General features: G+C 55.4%; 16 protein-coding genes. 10 read left to right on the top strand and 6 right to left on the bottom strand.

Going from position 1 to position 19,424, the window contains the following annotated elements; translation table 11 throughout:
* Positions 1 to 506 precede the first annotated feature (506 nt).
* Positions 507 to 1,064, top strand: a complete 558-nt coding sequence (locus ABY734_RS00950; protein ID WP_372777071.1) for an NAD/FAD-utilizing enzyme — start codon at positions 507 to 509, stop codon at positions 1,062 to 1,064.
* A gap of 76 nt (positions 1,065 to 1,140) precedes the next feature.
* Here ABY734_RS00950 and ABY734_RS00945 read toward each other — a convergent pair whose 3' ends face one another.
* Entirely contained in the window at positions 1,141 to 3,375 is a 2,235-nt protein-coding gene (locus ABY734_RS00945; protein WP_372777070.1) for a TonB-dependent receptor, read from the bottom strand.
* A gap of 379 nt (positions 3,376 to 3,754) precedes the next feature.
* On the opposite strand from ABY734_RS00945, the gene ABY734_RS00940 reads away from it, so the two are divergent.
* Together ABY734_RS00940 and ABY734_RS00935 are read left to right on the top strand one after the other, a co-directional pair.
* Complete coding sequence (locus ABY734_RS00940; protein ID WP_372777069.1) at positions 3,755 to 4,522, top strand: SDR family NAD(P)-dependent oxidoreductase; 768 nt, start codon at positions 3,755 to 3,757, stop codon at positions 4,520 to 4,522.
* Between the two features lie 65 nt (positions 4,523 to 4,587).
* On the top strand, positions 4,588 to 5,316 hold the full coding sequence (locus ABY734_RS00935; RefSeq protein ID WP_372777068.1) for an SIMPL domain-containing protein: 729 nt from the start codon (positions 4,588 to 4,590) through the stop codon (positions 5,314 to 5,316).
* Positions 5,317 to 5,386: 70 nt separating this feature from the next.
* Here ABY734_RS00935 and ABY734_RS00930 read toward each other — a convergent pair whose 3' ends face one another.
* Entirely contained in the window at positions 5,387 to 6,256 is an 870-nt protein-coding gene (locus tag ABY734_RS00930) for a sterol desaturase family protein (protein ID WP_372777067.1), read from the bottom strand.
* Positions 6,257 to 6,336: 80 nt separating this feature from the next.
* On the opposite strand from ABY734_RS00930, the gene ABY734_RS00925 reads away from it, so the two are divergent.
* The 7 genes from ABY734_RS00925 to ABY734_RS00895 all read left to right on the top strand — a co-directional run bounded on the left by ABY734_RS00925 (position 6,337) and on the right by ABY734_RS00895 (position 13,971).
* Positions 6,337 to 7,242 (top strand): LysR substrate-binding domain-containing protein, encoded by a 906-nt coding sequence (locus tag ABY734_RS00925; RefSeq protein WP_372777066.1) that lies wholly within the window; start codon positions 6,337 to 6,339, stop codon positions 7,240 to 7,242.
* 52 nt (positions 7,243 to 7,294) lie between these two features.
* A complete protein-coding gene (locus ABY734_RS00920; protein WP_372777065.1) occupies positions 7,295 to 8,860 on the top strand; it encodes a cation:proton antiporter in 1,566 nt (521 codons plus the stop codon).
* Between the two features lie 139 nt (positions 8,861 to 8,999).
* Entirely contained in the window at positions 9,000 to 9,497 is a 498-nt protein-coding gene (locus ABY734_RS00915; RefSeq protein ID WP_372777064.1) for a response regulator, read from the top strand.
* Between the two features lie 48 nt (positions 9,498 to 9,545).
* A complete protein-coding gene (locus tag ABY734_RS00910) occupies positions 9,546 to 12,101 on the top strand; it encodes an ATP-binding protein (protein WP_372777063.1) in 2,556 nt (851 codons plus the stop codon).
* Positions 12,098 to 12,553 (top strand): response regulator, encoded by a 456-nt coding sequence (locus ABY734_RS00905; protein WP_372777062.1) that lies wholly within the window; start codon positions 12,098 to 12,100, stop codon positions 12,551 to 12,553. Before ABY734_RS00910 ends, ABY734_RS00905 begins: the two co-directional genes overlap by 4 nt.
* Positions 12,550 to 13,623, top strand: a complete 1,074-nt coding sequence (locus tag ABY734_RS00900; protein WP_372777061.1) for an ATP-binding protein — start codon at positions 12,550 to 12,552, stop codon at positions 13,621 to 13,623. Before ABY734_RS00905 ends, ABY734_RS00900 begins: the two co-directional genes overlap by 4 nt.
* A gap of 66 nt (positions 13,624 to 13,689) precedes the next feature.
* Positions 13,690 to 13,971 carry a YebG family protein gene (locus ABY734_RS00895; protein WP_372777060.1) on the top strand — a complete coding sequence of 94 codons (282 nt, stop codon included), beginning with the start codon at positions 13,690 to 13,692 and terminating at the stop codon, positions 13,969 to 13,971.
* Positions 13,972 to 14,010: 39 nt separating this feature from the next.
* On the opposite strand, the gene ABY734_RS00890 is transcribed toward ABY734_RS00895, so the two are convergent.
* The 4 genes from ABY734_RS00890 to ABY734_RS00875 form a co-directional block, all read right to left on the bottom strand.
* The gene (locus ABY734_RS00890) at positions 14,011 to 15,798 is read right to left on the bottom strand and encodes an ABC transporter ATP-binding protein/permease (protein ID WP_372777058.1); all 1,788 of its coding nucleotides are present in this window, start codon (positions 15,796 to 15,798) and stop codon (positions 14,011 to 14,013) included.
* A gap of 424 nt (positions 15,799 to 16,222) precedes the next feature.
* A complete protein-coding gene (locus tag ABY734_RS00885) occupies positions 16,223 to 17,191 on the bottom strand; it encodes a diguanylate cyclase domain-containing protein (protein WP_372777057.1) in 969 nt (322 codons plus the stop codon).
* Positions 17,192 to 17,275: 84 nt separating this feature from the next.
* On the bottom strand, positions 17,276 to 18,172 hold the full coding sequence (locus ABY734_RS00880) for an acyltransferase (protein ID WP_372777056.1): 897 nt from the start codon (positions 18,170 to 18,172) through the stop codon (positions 17,276 to 17,278).
* 154 nt (positions 18,173 to 18,326) lie between these two features.
* On the bottom strand, positions 18,327 to 19,283 hold the full coding sequence (locus tag ABY734_RS00875) for a diguanylate cyclase (protein WP_372777055.1): 957 nt from the start codon (positions 19,281 to 19,283) through the stop codon (positions 18,327 to 18,329).
* Between the last annotated feature and the right edge of the window lie 141 nt (positions 19,284 to 19,424).

Raw genomic sequence — 19,424 nt, 5'->3', positions numbered from 1 at the left:
TGCTGACAGGTATCATTTTTATCGTAGGACCGTCTCCACCGGAATCAAACGCGCTACCACACCGGCCCGCGTTTAAGTCACCTCTTTTGTTATTTCTGCCTTCAATGCTGCTTGTTTCCATTAAGAATGCATTGATATCAGTACTGCGCTTGAGGCGTGTGGAGTCAGCCAATCTGTCCCTGAACCAGCTTCAGTTCACTATAGACGAAAATCGAAGGTTGCACAGAGTGTTTGTGCAGATTTCCTATAAGGCGGGCAAAAAGGTTCAGTGTTTTATTCCTTTAATAAGAAAACAGACTAAAAAATTATTTTTACATTCTTTTATAACCTTAGAGGACGATTCGACAGCCTTCTCTGCTAATAAGTAAAGCGTCTAAGAAAAGCTTTCTATAGTTTTAATCGTTCATAGCCAGCGCCTTCAGTTGTTGTAAAGTTATATGAAGGTCTGATCTAACAGACAATCTGTCTCGTAATTTTCTGAGACTCAGTAGAAATGGAGGGTGTGTATGGAACGCCACTACTTTATCAGTGACGATCTGGACGAGCTTGATCGCGTAGAAGCGGAACTCGAATCAGAAGGCATGGACCGTCCCCAGATTCATGTCTACAGCGAAGATGATACCGGTGTTGAAACACACGAACACCTGCACAATATGGAGGCCGTACTGAAAAAAGACGTGGTCTACGGCACGGAGCTCGGCGCAGTGATCGGTGTGGCCGCCGCCGCACTGGTCTTGGCCATTGCCTGGCTCAGCGGTTTGCCCGAAACCGTCACGTGGGTGCCCTTTATTTTTCTGGCCATTGTCGCGCTCGGATTCTGCACCTGGGAAGGCGGGCTGTTCGGCATTCAGGAAATGCACCACGACTTCAAACGCTTTCGCGATGAAATAAAATCTGGCAAGCATGTGTTGTTTGTCGATATTGAAGCCAATCAGGTACCGGCACTGCAGCGTGTTATCGCTCGCCACCCGAGACTGAAATCGGCGGGTACTGGGTCCGCTACACCGAGCTTTGTGATTCAGTTCCAGCGCAAGTGGAAGGAGTTTGTTCACTCCATGCCGTAAATGAAAAACGAAAATTTTTAAAAATTAAAATGCCGGACTGGCGTCAGTCCGGCATTTTTTTTGTTTGTAAAAAGATCTAAAAGTTGTAAGTAATATCCAGTCCGTACGTTTTCGGATCACCGAATACGGCGGAGGGGAACAACGCGTTAAAATGGGCGATATAGTATTCCTCATCCGTGATATTGCGTGCCCACAGTGCGACATCGATACCGCCGCCGAGGGCGCGGATATCGGCCATGGAAAAGCGCGCGTTCCAAAGACCGTAGGCATTAACGATGTAACGACCATCCTTGATATTGCTGCCAGTGAACTTGTCGTCCTGCCAGCTGTAGTCAACCGACAACCGGGTATCGGCGAACTGAATCCCGGTAAAGGTGTAGTCCACGCCCAGGGTTGCGCTGTGGCTAGGCGCATTGACGAATCGAAACTCAGGGGTTACATCCTTGCCTTCCGCATCGCGCACTACTTCGTAATCGGTATCGAGGTAGCCGTAACTGAAGGTCAACGTGGTGGCCTCGCCCAGTAGGGCTGTCAGGTCCAGTTCAAGCCCTTCGATAGTCGCTTCACCCGCGTTCAACACGTCGGTAACCGTAGGGTCGTTGGGATCGGTCTGCACGTTAACCTGAATATCGTCGTAGTCGGCGGCAAACACCGCCATGTTCAATCGCAACCGACGATTGAGGTACTCGCCCTTCAAACCCAGTTCGGTGGACACCAGATGTTCGGCATCAAAACCGGCGTTGAAGCGTTCCACGGTACTGGCGCGTACGTTGTAGCCACCGGTTTTGTAGCCGTTTACCCACTTGGCGTATACGTTAGTCGTTTCCGCCAGGTCGTAGGCCACCACAAAGGACGGGCTGCTGTCGCGGAAGTCGCGATCGCCCCGGCCTTCCGGATCAGCCAATACAAGCTCGGTGGGCGTGGGGAAGGGTAGGCCGCCGGCAGGCTGGATATTGCTCAGGTGATTGACGTTTCTCAGGGTGGCTTCGCGACTGTCGCGCGAACTGCGCCAACCCACAGTCAGGTGGAGGCGGCTTTCCAGCCACTCCGGGGTATAGGTCGCCTGACCGAAAATCGCGGAGGCTTTGTTGTCGATGGTGACATCGCGCTTGGCATTGATGGTGGCGCGGGCATCGTTGATACCATCGCCGGTAAGGTCGATATCAAATTCCGGCACCACGGTCAGGTCAAAACTGTCGGCGCTTTCGGCGAAGCCGTACACGCCAACCACGTAATCCAGACGGTCATCCAGGGCGTTACCCAGCAGCTGCAGTTCGTGGGTTGTCTGATCCTGCTCGATATCAAACTCGGTGATAAAGGTCGCGTGGTCACCGCGCTCACCGGCGTGGTAGTTCTGGTGGGTGAAGTTTTCCAGTTCGCGGTAGGCGCCAATGTACTTCAGCTCCAGCGAATCGGTGAGCAACCACTTTGCAGTCAGGCTGTGACCGGACGGAGTAACGTCATTGGCTTTCAGCCCGCGAACCGATTCCGAGCCGCGCTCGGGGCGATTAGCCTCTTTCGGGTGCAACGGCACACGCTCGACAAACATCGGCGTGTCTTCAATGCGGGAGGCATCGTAGGCGTAGCGCACTTCAAGCGCAGCGCTTACGTCCCACAGAAGGTCCAGTCGCAAGGCCTCGCGATCGCGATCACCAAAGCGGTCGACGCCGCTGCCGGCGTTGTCGACAAAACCGTCTTTCTGCATGGTCATGTATGCCAGCTTGGCGGCCAATCGCTCGCCCAGCGGCAGGTTCAGGCTGGTTTTGCTGCGAAAATAGTCAAAGTTGCCGGCGCTGAACTTCTGGATGAATTCGATCGCTTCCGGAGTCGGGGCTTTGGTAATCACATTGATCGCGCCGCCGGTGGCGTTGCGGCCGTATAGCGTGCCCTGAGGGCCGCGCAGAACCTCGATGCGTTCGATATCCGCCACTTCCTGAGCCAGACCCAGGTTGCGCGCCAAATAGACACCATCCATGTACACGGCGACACTCGGATCCTGAGTGACCTGATCGTCGTTATTACCCACGCCTCGCATATAGACCCGCGCCGTGGTCGCACTGTTGGGGTGGGGAGTGAGCTGCAGATTGGGGACATTGGCGCGCAAATCAACCAGATTGGAAATCCCCTTTTTCTCCAGTGCATCGGACGAAAAAGCGGCAATGGAAATCGGTGCGTCCTGCAGTGATTCGGCTTTGCGCTGAGCCGTGACCACCACTTCTTCCAGCGCGACCCTGTTGGCCATAACCGAGCCCGACACCAGACAAGCACCGGCCAGCCCTATGCCGGCGCGTTTCAACAGGGCAGGTTTCATAAACTTCTCCCGAAAAGATTGATCTACCAGTTGGTAGGTAAGCTATCGCCACAGAAGCCGGGAGGTAACTGGCATTCAGACTAGTCCAAATCAACTAATCAGCCTGGAACGGTGTGAAATTTCAGTAATTCTCTGATATACAAACAGTTATTCTTGTTCTTACGTCCCGCCCTCACGCGCCTCCAGTGACCGGGAAGGCTGGCAGCCTTGACCTTGTATACGGTCAGTTTATAACCTACCTACATGTAGGTTGTATATCGGATATACAGCGAAAATACCGCTAAACTAGTGTAGCAAGCCATCATCGTCCGAGGCCGCCAGAATAGAGCCGAAGGCCCGCTAACTCGATTACACACACCCCGTCAGCAGAGGATTCTCCATGAGCGTTTCAACCAGCCCCATCACGCCCGCTATCGTCACTGGCGCCGCCTCCGGCATTGGCCAAGCCTGTGCCCAGGCGCTGGCTGAGGCGGGCCGCCCAGTGGCACTGTGGGATATCAGCGAGGGTGTTGTTGTCATCGCAGAACAACTGCAAAAATCCACTGGCGTTTCCTGTTTAGGCTTGCTTGTGGATGTGGCCGATGTCGGGGCCTTGCAGGCAGGTGTCGAGCAAAGCCGCGCCGCTCTCGGACCCATAGGCGCGCTGGTGCACGCCGCTGGCGTGGCCGGTGTCGGCATGCTCGACCAGCTTGACCCGGCGCTGTGGGACAGTGTGCTCAATATCAATCTGCGCGCCGAGGTGTTTCTGGCTCAGGCGCTGCGAGGCGATATGAAAAGCCTGCCCGGCTCGGCGATTGTTGGCATCGCCTCGATCAACGCCACGCTGGGCAATGCCATGAACCCTAGCTACAGCGCCTCCAAGGGTGGCATGCTGGCCCTAAACCGGGCGCTGGCTGACGATCTGGGACGCGACGGTATTCGCATCAACAGCGTTTCACCCGGCCAGATTCTCACGCCCATGATTCAGCAGGCAGTGGACAATGCTCCCGGTCTGAAAGAGGAATTCGAGCGCCGCATTCTGCTGGGCCGCATTGGCGACCCGATGGAGATCGGCAAGGCGGTACGCTTTCTCCTATCCGATGAAGCAAGCTACATCACCGCCACCGAACTGGTGGTCGACGGCGGCAATATTTCCTCTCAGCGTTAGCGTTATAGCGCCCAAGCCTTTGGCATAATGGCGGCTTTGCACTGTTTAAAACTCGTGAGGTTGCCATGCGACAGTTTGTCCTGATCGTCACCGTTCTTCTGCTGGCTCTGGTACTGTGGAGTCAGCTCAACGACTCGCCACTGGTGCCCCCGGAACCACGGGTTATCGCGGTAGAAGGTCAGGGCGAATTTGAAGTGCTGCCCGACATTATTCGCCTGCACTACAACGTTTCCAGCCTCCACGACAGCGACCCCGCCGCGGCCAAGGCCGAAGTGGATAAATACGCCAGTGCCTCGGTGCGCGCACTGATGAAGCTCGGGGTAAAAGAAGAGGACATCACCTCCTCGGCCCTCGATGTCAGCATTCAGGAAGACTACAACCGCAACGACGGCAGCCGCACCCGTCGCCACCGTGTGCAGCGCAATGTTGAAGCGGTGCTGCGCGACACCAGCCTCTACAACAAAGCACTCCAGGTGCTGGTGGACAGCGGCGTCTCCGAAATCAACCGCATCCAGCCCGAGGTCTCCAACCTCGACGAGTTGAAGCAAAAGGCGCTGGCCGATGCCGCCCGCAAGGCGAGAGAGCAAGCCGACTTTCTCGCCGCCCAGTTTGATGCGGAAGTGGCGCGGGTTCACCAGATCGGGCGCCAGGATATTCAGCGCCACTTCGGTATGCAGGAAACGATGGCTCACGCCGCCAAGGGCGGGGATGCCCCCGAACCGCCCAGCCACGACTTCAAACCTGCGAAGGTGAAAATCAGCTCAACCGTGTTTGTGGAATTTGAGCTGGAGTAAACCAGTCAACCGAATCAACAATACTCTTGTTAACCGAGCGGCTTGAGCAGGTCGCCAAACCCTAAACAGCTCAGGCCAGCTTTTTCAGGTCCGTCGCAAAAAACCGGTACCAGATACTGCGCTCTTCTTCCGGCGACTGCTTCCAGCCATAAATCGCGGGCTTTTCCTTTTCGATCACCAGCGAATCGAAGATCAACCAGTCATAGATGGCCAACAGGTTGCACAGATTGCTGCCGGAATTTTTGCCCCGCGCATGATGGTGATGATGCTGGGTCGGGAAGGTCAGAATGTGGCACAGCCCGTACATGGTCTTGCGCACCCAGGCCCAGCGATGGTTGAGAAAATAGAGGTCGTAATTCCAGTTCACATGGTTGTGGGCGGCCCACAGTCCCTTGAACACCGTGCCCACCAGAAAGACTTCGGTCAGCCCCAAATAGACACAAAAAAACTGAAACCAGTAGTTGGGCATGATAAACCACCACAGCCAGTGCTCGACGAAAGTCTGGGTCACCGTGAGCTGACCCTTGCCGTCATTGCCACCTGACAGATGGTGGGGACGATGGCCCATCTTGAACAGGGTCTGCAGGCGCTGCGCGTTCTTGCTTTTGGGTCGCCGAGCGTGGGCAAACCAGTGCCCGACGCCGTGTAGCAACTCTTCCAGCGCTATGTAGGCCAGCAAAACCCACCAGAAATTTGCCGCGGCAAACTCGCTCAATGCACCCTGCCACTGGGGTACCAGCAAACCGCCAATAAAGGCCGTGGCCAACACCAGCGCCGGACGTTGCACCGCCACCATTGCGGCACCGGTCAACAGCGCCATATTCCAGTCTTCCCGGGTCTTGCGGCCGTCACGGGTTCGACCCGCGAACACCTCCCAGAGCATGGCAAACAGGATGAAAACAATCACCAGATGTTCGGGTTTGATGGTTATATCGGGCATGTCGCACCTCCAGTGGCAGTGTTGCCAGCCTAGCGCAGCCGTGATATTTGTAAATTGAATGTTTTATATGTTTATTATCCATGAACCTGAATTTACGCTCTATCGACCTGAATCTGCTGACCGTGTTTGACAGCCTGATGGACACCGGCAAGCTGTCGGCGACCGCAGTCGCCCTCGGCATGAGCCAGCCTGCGGTCAGCGCCGCCCTGCAGCGGCTGCGCCTTACCTTCGACGACGCGTTGTTTATTCGCCAGCGCAGCGGCATGCAGCCGACGCCACGGGCACGGCAGCTGCAAGGAGATATCCACGAGGCTCTGCAGCTGGTGCGCCGCGCGGTGACCGCCGCCCCGACCTTTGATCCCGCCAGCGCCGACCGTCATTTCACCCTGATCGGCGAAGTCATGTTCGAAAGCATGGTGCTGGGTCAACTCCTGAACCAGCTCGCCGACAGCGCGCCTGGCCTGCGCATCGACTCCCTGCCGATTCAGCAGAACGAGTCCGTCAAGACCCTGGTGGATCTGACGGCCGACCTGCTGCTCGACTACGTCAACTACGATCACCCCCAGTTGCTACAGGCACCAGTCGGCACCGAAAAACTGGTGGTGCTGGCCGCAGCTAATCATCCACGCGCCAAAACCGGTCTGACCTTGAAGGGCTATCTGGATGAACCACACGTTATTCTGTCCCGTCGCCACGGCAAGCAGACCTCGCTGGAATACGCCATCGGCCAGTCGAGTATGGAGCGGCAGGTCCGCGCCAGCGTGCAGAGCTTTGCGTCCATGCCCATAGTGGTGGCGCAAACCCACTTTCTGGCCACCGTACCCGAGCGCCTTGGCGCACTTTACGAGCAAGCCTATCCGGTGCGTTGCCACCCCTTCCCGCTGGCCATTGAGCCGATACCCCTGTATATGTACTGGCCGCGCGTTCTCGACAGAGATCCGGGGCATCGCTGGTTTCGTCAGCAGGTATCTGCGGTACTGGCCTGATCCTCTATACTGCCCATTTTCAGTTTGTAGACTCTCGCTTAAGGAGCCTCCCTTGGAACCCCTGGTGATACTGCTCGCCTTTTGTACCGGCCTCGGTTTTCGGGCCCTTGGATATCCGCCCCTGCTGGGTTATCTGCTGGCCGGCTTTATTGCCCACGCCTGGGGTTTGGGGCAAGGCGAGGCGGTTGCCATCATCGCCGATCTGGGCATTACGCTGCTGCTCTTCACCATCGGCCTGAAGCTGAACCTGCGCGAGCTGATTGCGCCCCAAGTATGGGGCACCGCAAGCCTGCAAGCCCTGCTGGTGATACCACTGACCTGGGGCATGCTCAGTGTGCTCGGTGTACTGCTGCCAGGGCTTGCGCTGTCAACCGAAGCGGGCTTGACTCTGGCCTTTGCGCTGTCTTTTTCGAGCACGGTCTTTACCACCAAAACACTGGAGGACCGCGGGGAGGCACTTGCCCTGCACGCGGCCATCGCCATCGGCATTCTGGTGGTGCAGGATCTGTTTGCGGTCGGTTATCTGGCGGTAGCCTCCGGCAAATTTCCCACAGTTTACGCTCTCGGCCTGCTGGCGCTGCCACTGCTGCGCCCCTTGCTGGGTCTGCTTCTGAGCTGGGTCGGACACGGCGAATTGCTGGTGCTGTTCGGCTTTCTGGTCGCGCTTGGCGGTGCCGGCCTGTTTGAATCGGTAAACATGAAAGGCGATCTCGGCGCACTGCTGGTCGGCATGCTCCTGAACAGCCACAGCAAAAGCTCCGAGCTGTACAAAAACCTTTTGCAATTCAAGGATATATTCCTTATTGGCTTCTTTTTGCAAATTGGCTTTAACGGGCTTCCCGGCGGCGACATGCTGGTGGCGGCGCTGTTGCTGGGGGCGCTAGTTGTAATCCGGCCGGTGGTCTATGTGGTGTTGCTGCTGTGGCTGAGGCAGCGGGCCCGGACGGCGATGCTGGTGGGCCTGTCGCTGGCAACCTACAGCGAGTTTGGCCTGATCGTCGCCCAGCTTGCTGCCGAAAGCGGTGCCATAGAGACTCCCTGGGTAACCACCATCGCCCTGGCGCTGGCGCTTTCTTTTTTCATCGCGACACCACTCAACAACCGGGCCCGGGAGATTTACGAGTATTTCGCGCCGCTGTTGCAGGCCAATGAGCGCGGCCCCGGCAGTACCGACACGGCCATTGCAAACCTGGGCGAGGGGGATATCGTCATCGTCGGCGCCGGCCGGGTTGGGGTAGGGGCCTACCGCTATCTGGTAGAGCGCTTTCCCGGCAACGTCGTCTGCATTGAGGAGCGTGCCGACAAGGTCGAGACCCTGCAGGCCGAGGGCATTAACTGCGTGCACGGCGACGGCAACGATCGGGATTTCTGGGAAAAGGCCAACCTGGCCGGGCGCAAGCTGATTCTTGTCAGCCTGACCAACCACAAGGAAAATATGTCGGTGGTTAAGTTTCTGAAAACACAGAATTTTAGTGGAGATCTCGCGGTGGTGTCCCGCTACCCCGATGAAGAGAAGGAAATTCGCGAGGCGGGCTGTATCACCTTCAATCTCTACGCCGAGGCAGGCCACGGTTTTGCAGAACACGTTCTCACCCATACCGGCGCGCATGCCGGCTAAACCGCAAAAGCTGTTAGCCAAGGGGCGAAAATCAAGGCCAGAGCGCAGTTTTTCTGAGCTGAACTATACTGAATTGAGGACGCAACAATCTGACTCGACGGTGTTGCACACATTTTCAGCTTTGACCCGCGCAGTGGCTATGGCTCCTAAACTAAAACACTCTGAACTGACAGAGCGCGAACAGCGCACAGTGCAAATCCTCCTGGCGGAGGATTCGCTGGGCGATGCTGTCCTGGTGCGCAAGGCCCTGCAAACCATCAATATTCCCTTCGAACTCACCGTCGTTAGCGATGGCGAAGAATTGCTGAGTTATCTGGTGAACGCCCTTGAGCTCGACGGCCAGAACAGCCTGCCCTTTCCGGATGTGGTGTTGATAGATCTGAACATGCCCAAACTCGACGGCTTTAAAGCGTTGGAGCTGATTTCGCAACAGGAGGCTTGCAGCCAACTGCCACTGGTAGTTATCTCTTCGTCATCTGCGCCCGAAGACGTCAATCTGGCCTACGAGCTCGGCGCAGACGGTTTTATCGATAAAAACGTTGGGCCGGCGGGTTTGATTGAACAATTGAAGTTTATCGAACACTATTGGTCACGCGGAGGAAAGAACATTTTCCCGGGCTCAACGTCGCGGCACTGACCCCCCCTCACAATCAACACCCTGTTAAAGCGATAAACAAGGACATGCATGCGAAGCGCTTCGCCTCCCTACCTGTTGACAATGTTTTTCGCCGGCCTTTCGGTAGTTATCGGTTTAGTGGTAGTTATCGGCTGGCACGTGGACAGCCCACGCCTGGTTTCACTCGGTTTGGGCACAACAGCCATGCACTACAACAACGCAATGGCTGTAATTTTCAGCGGGCTGGCGCTACTCGGCTTTCTGTTTCAGCGCGCTAAAGCCGCCCGGCTTGCGTCCACAATAGCTCTTTTGATCGGAAGCGTGCATCTGCTGCAGTATCTTGCGAAGGCGCGCTGGAATATCGACTTCTGGTTTCACTCCCTGTTTGCGGCTCCGCCCAGTATTGAAACGCTGAATCTGGCACCGACCGTGGCTGTGGCACTTTTCTTTCTCAATGTCACCCTGGTGTTATTGCAGACACGCACACAAACCCACCTCGCTGGCCCGAAGTTGCTGCAAGCCACATGCCTTGCGCTTCTCGCCATCGTCGCCTGTGGCCTGTGGGCTATTTTTGACCAAGCGCAGGGCAGTTACGGCTGGGGCAACCTGGCGCGAATGGCTCCCCTGAGCCTGCTCTGCTTCAGTCTGCTTGGGCTGGGCGGCCTTAGCCTTGCCGCCCAGCAGCGCCAAGCGGATGAAATTGATGGTGGGATGCAGATTCTCACTCGTGCGCTGGTGCCCCTTGTCATTGCGGGAACTATCGTTCTCTGGGCTGCGCTGGCCAAAAACGAGTCAGCCCAAATTCGCGAAATCATGGTGCAGGAAACCGCGATGACCGGCAGCAGCCTGCAGCATTCGATACGCTCTCAGGCCTATTCGCTGCGACGCATGGCCCAGCGTCTATCTCGCTCAAGTGAGCCGGATTTAGACCTCTGGCGCAAAGACGCACGGTGGTACGTGGACGACCACCAAGGCAAGGTCGCTATTGGCTACATCGACGAAAACCACAATATCCTGGAGTGGGTGGGGAACGAAGAGCCCACGCCAATTCTCGATGAACCTGACAAACTGAATACAGCGCTGCAAGAGATCCGCCAAAACGATAGGGAATTTATTCTGTCCTATCCCAATGGTCAGGCAGAAAACAACAACTACTTTCTGTTGTCCACACCCGTCAACCGGCAGACCGGTGCCTTTGTGGTTGCCGTTTTCCAGGGCACTGAGCTGCTTACCGGCGTGATTTCACCTGAATACCTGCGACATTTTCACCTCGAGATAAAGGTCGATAACCAGCACCTGTTTGAAAGCACATCGCAACGCTCGGAATTTCACCGCTACTGGGCGGTCACCCAGTCCCTGGAGATCGTAGGCACTCCCTGGCAACTCACCGTATGGCCGACCCGGCCTTACTACGCCAGCCTGCCCACGGACCGTCAGGATGTGGTGCTGGTAGCCGGGCTGATCATTGCCACACTACTGATGTACGCCTCCCAATTGTTGGAGCGCACAGCCGTCGGCGCTCGCCGCCTCAGCGAGAGTCGGCACCAGTTGCGGTTGCTGCTGGAAAATGCGGGAGAGGGAATCTACGGGCTGGACAGTGAGGGGCGAACGACCTTTCTCAATAAGGCCGCCGAGCGCATTACCGGCTTCAGTGCCGAGGAAATGGTGGGCTACAAACAGCACAGCATCATTCATCACTCCCACGCCGACGGTCGCCCCTACCCGCAGGCGTCGTGCAAGATCTATCACGTGTTGCAGGAAGGCGGCAGCCATTTCGAACGCGACGAGGTGTTCTGGCACAAGCAAGGTTACTGCTTTCCGGTGGAATACACCGTGTCGGCCATGACCGATGAGCAGGGCGGTGTACACGGCGCAGTAGTGGTGTTTCGGGATATATCCGAACTCAAACGTATGGAAAATAAACTCAAAGCAACCAACGAGGAGTTGGAGTCCTTTGCCTATCTGGCATCTCATGACCTCAAAGCGCCACTGCGTGTTATCAACAATGCGGCGGAGTGGCTTGCGGAGGATCTTGAAGAGCACCTCTGCGATGAAGATCGCGAAAACATGGACCTGTTGCGCAGCCGGGTGAAGCGCATGGAGCGCCTGCTGGATGACCTGCTGCTGTACTCGCGCATCGGTCGGGTTACTGATGCCAGCTTTCAGGAAAAGATTAACGGCAAGGCGATGATCGACAATATCCTGGCGCTGCTGTCACCACCAGAGCATATTACGGTGACGGTTTCAGAGGGTTTTGGCGAAGTTGAAACACCGCGCATGCCGCTGCAGCAGATTCTCTACAACCTGATTGGCAATGCCATCAAACATCACGACAAACCCCAGGGAAGCATCAATATCAGTGTCCGTGCGCTAAAAAATGACTACGAGTTCTGCATCGAAGACGATGGGCCGGGGATAGAGTCTCGCTACCACGACAAAGTGTTTGAGATTTTTCGCACGCTCAGACCCAGGGACCAAGTCGAAGGGAGTGGTATCGGGCTGTCGGTAGTCAAAAAATACGTGGACCTCTACGGCGGTCGTATTGAGTTACATTCACAGGTCGGAAAAGGTTGCCGGTTCACAATCATCTGGCCCAAAACTGTCAAAGGAGTTCCGCGACTATGAATACCGATGACGCCGTAACCATCCTCTTGCTGGAAGATGACGACGGCGATGCCAAAGCCATTCAGCGCGCCCTGCGCAAAGCCAAAGTCGTCAACCCCATCGTGCGCGCCATCGACGGCGTCGAAGCTCTGGAGTTGATCGATGGTAAAGACGGCGAGAAGCCCTTGAGCGAGCCCTTTATGATGCTGGTTGATATCAATATGCCGCGCATGGATGGTATCGAGTTTCTGCGACATATTCGCGAGCAACCGCGACTCAAGCGCGCAATCGCTTTTGTCTTGACCACCTCATCGCGTGACGAAGACGTGATTGCCGCCTATGATTTGAATGTGGCCGGCTACGTGCTGAAAGACAACGCAGGAAAGGACTTCCTAAACCTGATAGAACTGCTCGACTGTTACTGGCGAGTCGTGCGCTTTCCCAAGACCGAGCCGATAAAAGGTGTGGAATGAAAATCCTGCTGATAGACGACGATAGCGGCGATCGCGCAACGCTGAAAAGAGCCATCGGCAAATACTCTCTCGGCGCCACGTTTACCGAAGCCGCATCACTCGACGAGGCCCTGAATGGCCTTCGTCATGAGATCCCCGATCTGGTTCTGCTCGATTACCAGATGCCGGGCACTGAGGCGCTTGAAGGCCTGAATCAGATACGCGAGCTTGAGCCCTTCCTGCCCATCATACTGACTACCGGTTACGGCGACGAACTGCTTGCGGCACGCGCTATCCATGCGGGCGCCGATGAATACCTGCCCAAAGACCAGCTCAATACCCCCGTATTGGAGCACGCTATTCAGAACGCTATCGACAAGGCTCTCTATCGTCAGGCTCTGGACGAAAGCCGTCGCGAGCTTGAACAATTCGCCCACGTCCTGTCTCACGACCTGCGAGCTCCGCTTAACCAGATCAACAGTTTTAGTGAGCTGCTGAAAGAAGATCTGCAGGAAGGTCGTCAGGATGACGTAGCAACCTATCTAGACTTTATCGGTCGCGCCGCTAATGACGCCAGCGCGCTGATTCGAATGCTGACCGATTTTCTGCGTGCAGATAAGATCGAGCTAACCAGCGAGCCGGTAGACCTACACGCCGTTTTGGACGAGCTGTGCCGAATGCTTGCCGAGCAGAAAGGCAAGGCCCTTAATGCCTTCCATGTCGATGTACAGGACCTACCTGCTCTACACAGCCAACCTGTGTTGTTGCGTCAGATTCTTCAAAACCTGCTCAGCAACGCGCTTAAATACAACAATAACGAGCGCCCCCTTGTTGAAGTCACAACCAGACTAGATGACGCGGGCGTGGCCATCATCGTTTCCGACAACGGTATCGGTATTGAAGAACAATACCGAGAACATATCTTCCAACCCTTCACCCGGCTGCACAGCAAAGACGAATACAGCGGCACCGGCCTCGGCCTTGCCATCTGCGCCAAAAACGCAGCGCGCCTTGGCGGCAGCCTGAGCTGCGAACAGAATCCTTGCGGTGGCAGTCGCTTTATCCTGACCCTGCCACTGAAAAACCCGTAAAAAACACTTGCAACAAAAACTGTATATAAATACAGTTATGGAAACTGACCGACAAGAGGACGGACCATGGCTGTTGTTGCCAAGTGGATGTGCGACCGGGATAACGCAATGTTTGATAGCAAAAAAGACGCCGATGCCTACGACAAAATGCTGGAGCTGGCGGAAAACCTTACCGAACTGCTGCACAAACACGTGCCCAGCGCCAACGAGAAAGAAGCCGAAGAATTCGGTATCCTGCTGGCCCGCAACAAGGAACTACTGGTGCAAGCCTGCAAGGGCAAGGTGGAAGCACTGGAAGAAGTCAGCGCCGAACCCAGCAATGTCACCGCGCTTGCGGCCAACGGCTGAACTGCCTTTCAGCAAAACACAGTGCCGGTAGCGGCGGGTTTATTCCAACTCCCGCCGCTCTGACTGCTGCAGGGCCCACAGCGCTGCGTATTGCCCTCCCTGCATCAGCAGCTCAGTATGGGTACCGCGCTCTACCAACCTGCCTTTATCAAGCACAACGATTTCATCGGCATCGACAATAGTCGACAAGCGGTGAGCAATCACCAGGCTGGTGTGGTCGCTGGCAATGTCGCGCATAGCGTCAACAATGCTGCGCTCCGAGCGACTGTCCAGTGACGAAGTGGCCTCATCAAACACCAGAATAGGGGGGCGCTTGAGGATGGTACGGGCAATCGCAACCCGCTGCCTTTCACCCCCCGACAGTTTCAAGCCGCGCTCGCCGACGCGGGTATCCAGCCCTTGCGGCAGGCTGTTGATAAAACTTTCCAGGTGGGCAGTGCGCACCGCTTCCCATACGTCTTCATCGCTCGCATCCACGCGGCCGTAGCGAATATTCTCGCCAATACTCATATTGAACAGCACACTGTCCTGGGGCACGACCCCAATAGCGGCACGCAAAGAGGCCTGACTCACTGAGCGAATATCCTGACCGTCGATCAGAATCCGTCCGCCGCAAACCTCGTAAAACCGAAACAGCAATTTGAACAGCGTAGACTTGCCCGCACCACTGCTGCCGACAATCGCCAGCTTGCGACGTGGTGCTACGGAAAAGCTCAGGTTTTCGATGATGGGGCGCTGCGAGTCATAGTGAAAGCTGACCTGCTCAAAGTCGATACGCCCCTCGCTGACCACCAAGTCAGCGGCGTCGTCTGCATCCTTTATCGCCGGCACCTGGGCAAGCAAAGCAAACAAGGCCTCGATATTGGCCATTGCGCCCTTCATTTCCCGGTAGACAAAACCGAGGAAATTGAGCGGCATGAAAATCTGCATCATAAAGGCGTTGATCAGCACAAAGTCGCCCAGCGTCATCTGCTCGGCCAGCACCTGCTGCGCCGCCAAGACCATCGCTGCGGTCATGCTGGCGGCGATGATCAGGGCCTGACCGCCGTTCAGGGCAAACAGACTCAGGCGGTTACGGCGGCGGGCCGTTTCCCAACTTGCCAGCTCCGAATCGTAGTGGCGTGCTTCAAAGCCTTCATTACCGAAGTATTTCACCGTTTCGAAATTCAGCAGACTGTCCACGGCGCGGGTGCTGGTGCGCGACTCGGCCTCATTGGCTTCGCGCACATAGCGGGTACGCCATTCGGTAGCAAAAACCGAAAACGCCACATAGCAGCTCACCGCGAGCAACACGATCAGGGCAAACCAGATGTTGTAATTAACCCACAACAGAACCACCACCAGACCAATCTCGATAAAGGTGGGTACTATATTGAAGACCATAAAACGCAGCAGGAAACTGATGCCGTTGGTGCCGCGCTCAATATCCCGCGACAGACCACCGGTGCGGCGGTTAAGGTGAAACTCCAGATCGAGCGCATGCAGATGCTGAAAGGCCTTCAGGCCAATACGTCGCATTGCCCGTTCCGTCACGCGCCCGAACAGCGTATCGCGCAGCTCGCCGAACAGCACATTGGCAAAGCGCACCGTGCCGTAGGCCAATAGCAGTCCCAACGGCAGGGCGACCAGCATCGAACTGGCCCGGTCCAGATCATCCACCAGGTGTTTAAGAATAAAAGGCAGGCCGACACTCGCGAGCTTGGCACCCACCAGACAGAGCAAGGCCAGTGCTATGCGGGAGCGAAATTCAAACAGGTAGGGCCAGAGCTGGCGCAACACGCGCCAGTTGATATCGCGGGCGTGAACGTGAGTTTGCTGACTGCGCATGATCACTCTCTATAAAAGGATTGCGCAGTATACCCTTGGGGCCCGGACAGGCACGACTGCCGGAGACACAGAAGGGCTGTTTCTTGCTGGTCTGCTAAGGTATCGGTGATCCCTTCAATACCTGTGTCGCGATTTCAGGAGTCGCAGCCGACGTTATCATCGACGCCGAAATGAGAGCTATACACGCCTGTGTGATAGCGGACCGATTAAAACACGGTCTTAAAATCAATATCGAGCGAGCTCGCGGTATTTTAAGAAGTATTCAGGTTGAACTAAAGTCGATGGCCTGGGTATTGAAAATATACTCGTGGAAAACCTTAAGAAATAAAAGCACTACGCGTTAAACCACGACAGACGATAGCGAATTTGGAAGTAAAGCTCGCAAAGAAATCTGGTAAAGTCACAAGGACAAAAGCCTTGTCTTTCAACGGCTGACTTGCCCTTGTTTCTTCGCGGCATACATCATCTCATCACCATCGGCGAGCAGGGCTTCGAGGCTGTCATGGCGAAATCGGCTGTATTGAACAACCCCGGCAGAAAAGGCTATCTCGTAGGGTTTACTGGAAGTGCGGTTGTACTTGGCCACCGCCCTGGAGAATTTTTCAACGCCCGCTTGCGCACCCGCTTTACTCGTATCCGACAACAACACCACAAATTCATCACCACCAAGACGGGCAAATATATCCGAGCTTCTAAATTCACTTTTCAGCATATCGGCAAAATCTGTTAGTACCCGATCTCCTTCGGCATGCCCGAATTTGTCGTTTATCGGCTTGAATTTATTCAGGTCTAAAAATAGCAGACTCAAGGGATATTGTTGGCGCTCCGCCAGTTTCAGGCTTTTTTCGGCCAGCATGACAAATCCACGCCGATTGGACAGCCCGGTCAGGTCATCGACGGTCGCCATTTTTGTGGCGATCAGCTCGTTCTCAGCCATGACCGCCAGATCCTGAAGAGATTCCATATCGTACTCATCCAGATAGCGCGGCTGCCTGTCGATCAGGCACAACGTACCCAATGCGTGGCCGTCCTGATCCCGCAGCGGGTAGCCGGCGTAGAACCTGATATTGGGCCCGCCCACGACCAGAGGGTTGTCACAAAATCGCTCATCGAGGCTGGCGTCGTTGATAACCAGAAGATCATCTTCATAGACCGCATGGCCGCAGAATGATATGTCTCTTGGTGTTTCAGGGGCATCCAGCCCATCCCTGGATTTGAACCACTGGCGATTTTCATCCACCAGACTTACCAAGGCAATGGGCACATCAAACAGTTTTTTTGCCAGACGCGTCAACCGGTCAAACCGCTCCTCGGCCGGCGTATCCAAAACCTTCAATCGATGCAAGGCATCAACGCGTTCACGATCGCTTCCTGGAATCGGTGCAGGATTCATCGTGGTACCACCTCATCAATTTCTGCTTAAGTTGTAAGCTCAATGTATTGATGAAACACGGTAACAACCTACACCACTGACAGGCTAATTGTTATTCCGTAAATCTTGAAGTAGAGCGTCTTTTTCTTGCCATAGCTCACCGACCCATTGTTGCACCTGGAAGCGGTAGCTATCGTCTTCCTGATAGTTCCGCCCACGCAATTCTTCAGGAATGGGCAGGGCTTCAATGCGCACAACGATGCGGTTGATGCGGCCACTGATAAGATCCCAGAAACCGAAGCTTGGACCGGGGTAGTGGAGGGTAATATTCAGCAGCGTATGCAGCTGTTTGCCCATCGCCCCCAGCACAAAGCCGGTGCCGCCGGCCTTGGGCTTAAGCAGGTGACGGTAGGGCGAATCCTGGGCTTCGTGTTTTTGCGGAGTAAAGCGCGTGCCTTCCATGAAATTGAAAACGGCCACCGGGGTGTACTGAAACTTCTCACAGGCGCGGCGGGTGGTTTCCAGGTCCTTGCCCTTCAGGCTGGGGTTTTTCGCGATCTGCTCGGCGGTGTAGCGCTTCATAAAGGGAAAATCCAGCGCCCACCAGGCCACACCGATAACCGGCACCCAGATCAACTGCTGCTTCAGAAAAAACTTGAGCATCGGTGTGCGCCGGTGCAGCACCTTCTGTACCACGAGAATATCCGCCCAGGATTGGTGGTTGCAGGTGACCAGATACCAGTCATCGGGCCTGAGTTGGTCGAGGCCGGATACATCCCAGTCAATGCGGTTCATGGTATCCAGCAGACGGTTATTGAATCCAATCCATAGGGTGGCGATTTCAATAAGCAGTCGTGTACAAAGCGCTCTCACCCCGTGAATCGGGATCAGCAGCTTGATAAAGGCAAGCAGAATCAGCGGTATAAACCAGAACAGTGTCGATAGGGCGATCAGAAAAAGGCTGAGACTGCCCCGCAGCCAGTGAGGTAAAAAAGCAAGCACGGTCAGGATCCGTTGGTGTTATTGGTGACAACATTGTAGTGCCATTTCACCGTGATTGCATGGCACCCCGCGACCCCCTAGAGAAGCAGAACTGGAACGCAAGCGCAGCGCAGGCCCGCTCGCTGCGTCTACACCGCTTTATGACTTTTAAGGTCTACGACCTCGCTTTTTGCTGGTACATCAGCTTGTCGCTTTCCTGCAAAAGCTGATGCAAAGAGGCGTGTCTGAAGGGATTGTAGAGGACGACGCCGCTGGAAAAGGTGATGGGACAAGGCCACACCCCCTTGTCGCCGGCTTCAGCGATAGCTTCTCGGAAATTTTCAATGGCCTGCGCCGCCTGCTGCTCTGTGGCATCCAGCATCAGTACGACGAATTCATCACCCCCCAGCCGCGCACAGATATCGGAGTCGCGAAACCTTTCAAGCATCATTGCCGAGAAGGTTTTCAACACATTGTCGCCGGCCGCATGGCCGTACTGGTCGTTAATCGCTTTGAACTTGTTCAGGTCGATAAAGGCCAGGCTGGTGGGCGCATTGTGTCGGACGCAATATTTCAGTGCCTTTTCCGCCAACACCTCCAGCCCCCGACGATTTGACAAGCCGGTCAGGGTGTCGTGGGTCGCCAGCTGTATGGCATTCAGTTCCCTTTCAGCCATTTGCCCAAGATCAGTCAGGTTTTGCAGGTCGTCTTTGGAAAATGAGCGAGGTGAAGAATCAATAATACATAAGGTACCCATGACATAGCCGTTCATATCCTTCAAGGGATACCCCGCATAGAACCTGATGTGGGGCGCACCGGTGACGAGAGGGTTGTCCGCAAAGCGCGCATCTCTGGAAGCGTCTTTTATCACCAGCGTCTCATGGCAAAAAACCACATGACCGCAGAAGGAAATATTTCTCGGCGTTTCGGTAACCGAAAGCCCCTGAACGGATTTGAACCACTGTCGGTTATGGTCAATCAGGCTGACCAGGGCGATTGGCACTTCAAATAATCTTGTCGCCAAGCGTGTCAGGCGGTCAAAGCGTTCTTCTGATGCGGTATCGAGAATGTTCAACGCTCGCAGCGCCGCTACGCGCTCATCATCATCTCTGGGAGCAGGAGCTTCAAGCATAGGGTACCACCGCAGTTTCTATCCACAATGAGCTGAGGCTAGAGGATGGCAAACCGGATAGCTACACGTACTTTTACGCATACAGAAGGGCGGAGGTGTTTAAGGTTGGGCAAAAAAGAATGCCTGACGCCGGCTGGATAG

Origin of the sequence: Litorivivens sp. (assembly GCF_041624475.1) — a bacterium.
GTDB lineage: Bacteria > Pseudomonadota > Gammaproteobacteria > Pseudomonadales > Spongiibacteraceae > Litorivivens.
The sequence above is the reverse complement of the archived record's forward strand: the minus strand, read 5'-3'. Positions and strand labels throughout refer to the sequence as shown.

Excerpts from the sequence above, each read along its gene's own strand:
- ABY734_RS00945 (WP_372777070.1), bottom strand. The coding sequence starts at position 3,375 with ATGAAACCTGCCCTGTTGAAACGCGCCGGCATAGGGCTGGCCGGTGCT.
- ABY734_RS00885 (WP_372777057.1), bottom strand. The coding sequence starts at position 17,191 with ATGAATCCTGCACCGATTCCAGGAAGCGATCGTGAACGCGTTGATGCC.
- ABY734_RS00900 (WP_372777061.1), top strand. The coding sequence starts at position 12,550 with ATGAAAATCCTGCTGATAGACGACGATAGCGGCGATCGCGCAACGCTG.
- ABY734_RS00950 (WP_372777071.1), top strand. The coding sequence starts at position 507 with ATGGAACGCCACTACTTTATCAGTGACGATCTGGACGAGCTTGATCGC.
- ABY734_RS00940 (WP_372777069.1), top strand. The coding sequence starts at position 3,755 with ATGAGCGTTTCAACCAGCCCCATCACGCCCGCTATCGTCACTGGCGCC.
- ABY734_RS00905 (WP_372777062.1), top strand. The coding sequence starts at position 12,098 with ATGAATACCGATGACGCCGTAACCATCCTCTTGCTGGAAGATGACGAC.
- ABY734_RS00875 (WP_372777055.1), bottom strand. The coding sequence starts at position 19,283 with ATGCTTGAAGCTCCTGCTCCCAGAGATGATGATGAGCGCGTAGCGGCG.
- ABY734_RS00935 (WP_372777068.1), top strand. The coding sequence starts at position 4,588 with ATGCGACAGTTTGTCCTGATCGTCACCGTTCTTCTGCTGGCTCTGGTA.
- ABY734_RS00915 (WP_372777064.1), top strand. The coding sequence starts at position 9,000 with ATGGCTCCTAAACTAAAACACTCTGAACTGACAGAGCGCGAACAGCGC.
- ABY734_RS00890 (WP_372777058.1), bottom strand. The coding sequence starts at position 15,798 with ATGCGCAGTCAGCAAACTCACGTTCACGCCCGCGATATCAACTGGCGC.
- ABY734_RS00930 (WP_372777067.1), bottom strand. The coding sequence starts at position 6,256 with ATGCCCGATATAACCATCAAACCCGAACATCTGGTGATTGTTTTCATC.
- ABY734_RS00925 (WP_372777066.1), top strand. The coding sequence starts at position 6,337 with ATGAACCTGAATTTACGCTCTATCGACCTGAATCTGCTGACCGTGTTT.
- ABY734_RS00910 (WP_372777063.1), top strand. The coding sequence starts at position 9,546 with ATGCGAAGCGCTTCGCCTCCCTACCTGTTGACAATGTTTTTCGCCGGC.
- ABY734_RS00895 (WP_372777060.1), top strand. The coding sequence starts at position 13,690 with ATGGCTGTTGTTGCCAAGTGGATGTGCGACCGGGATAACGCAATGTTT.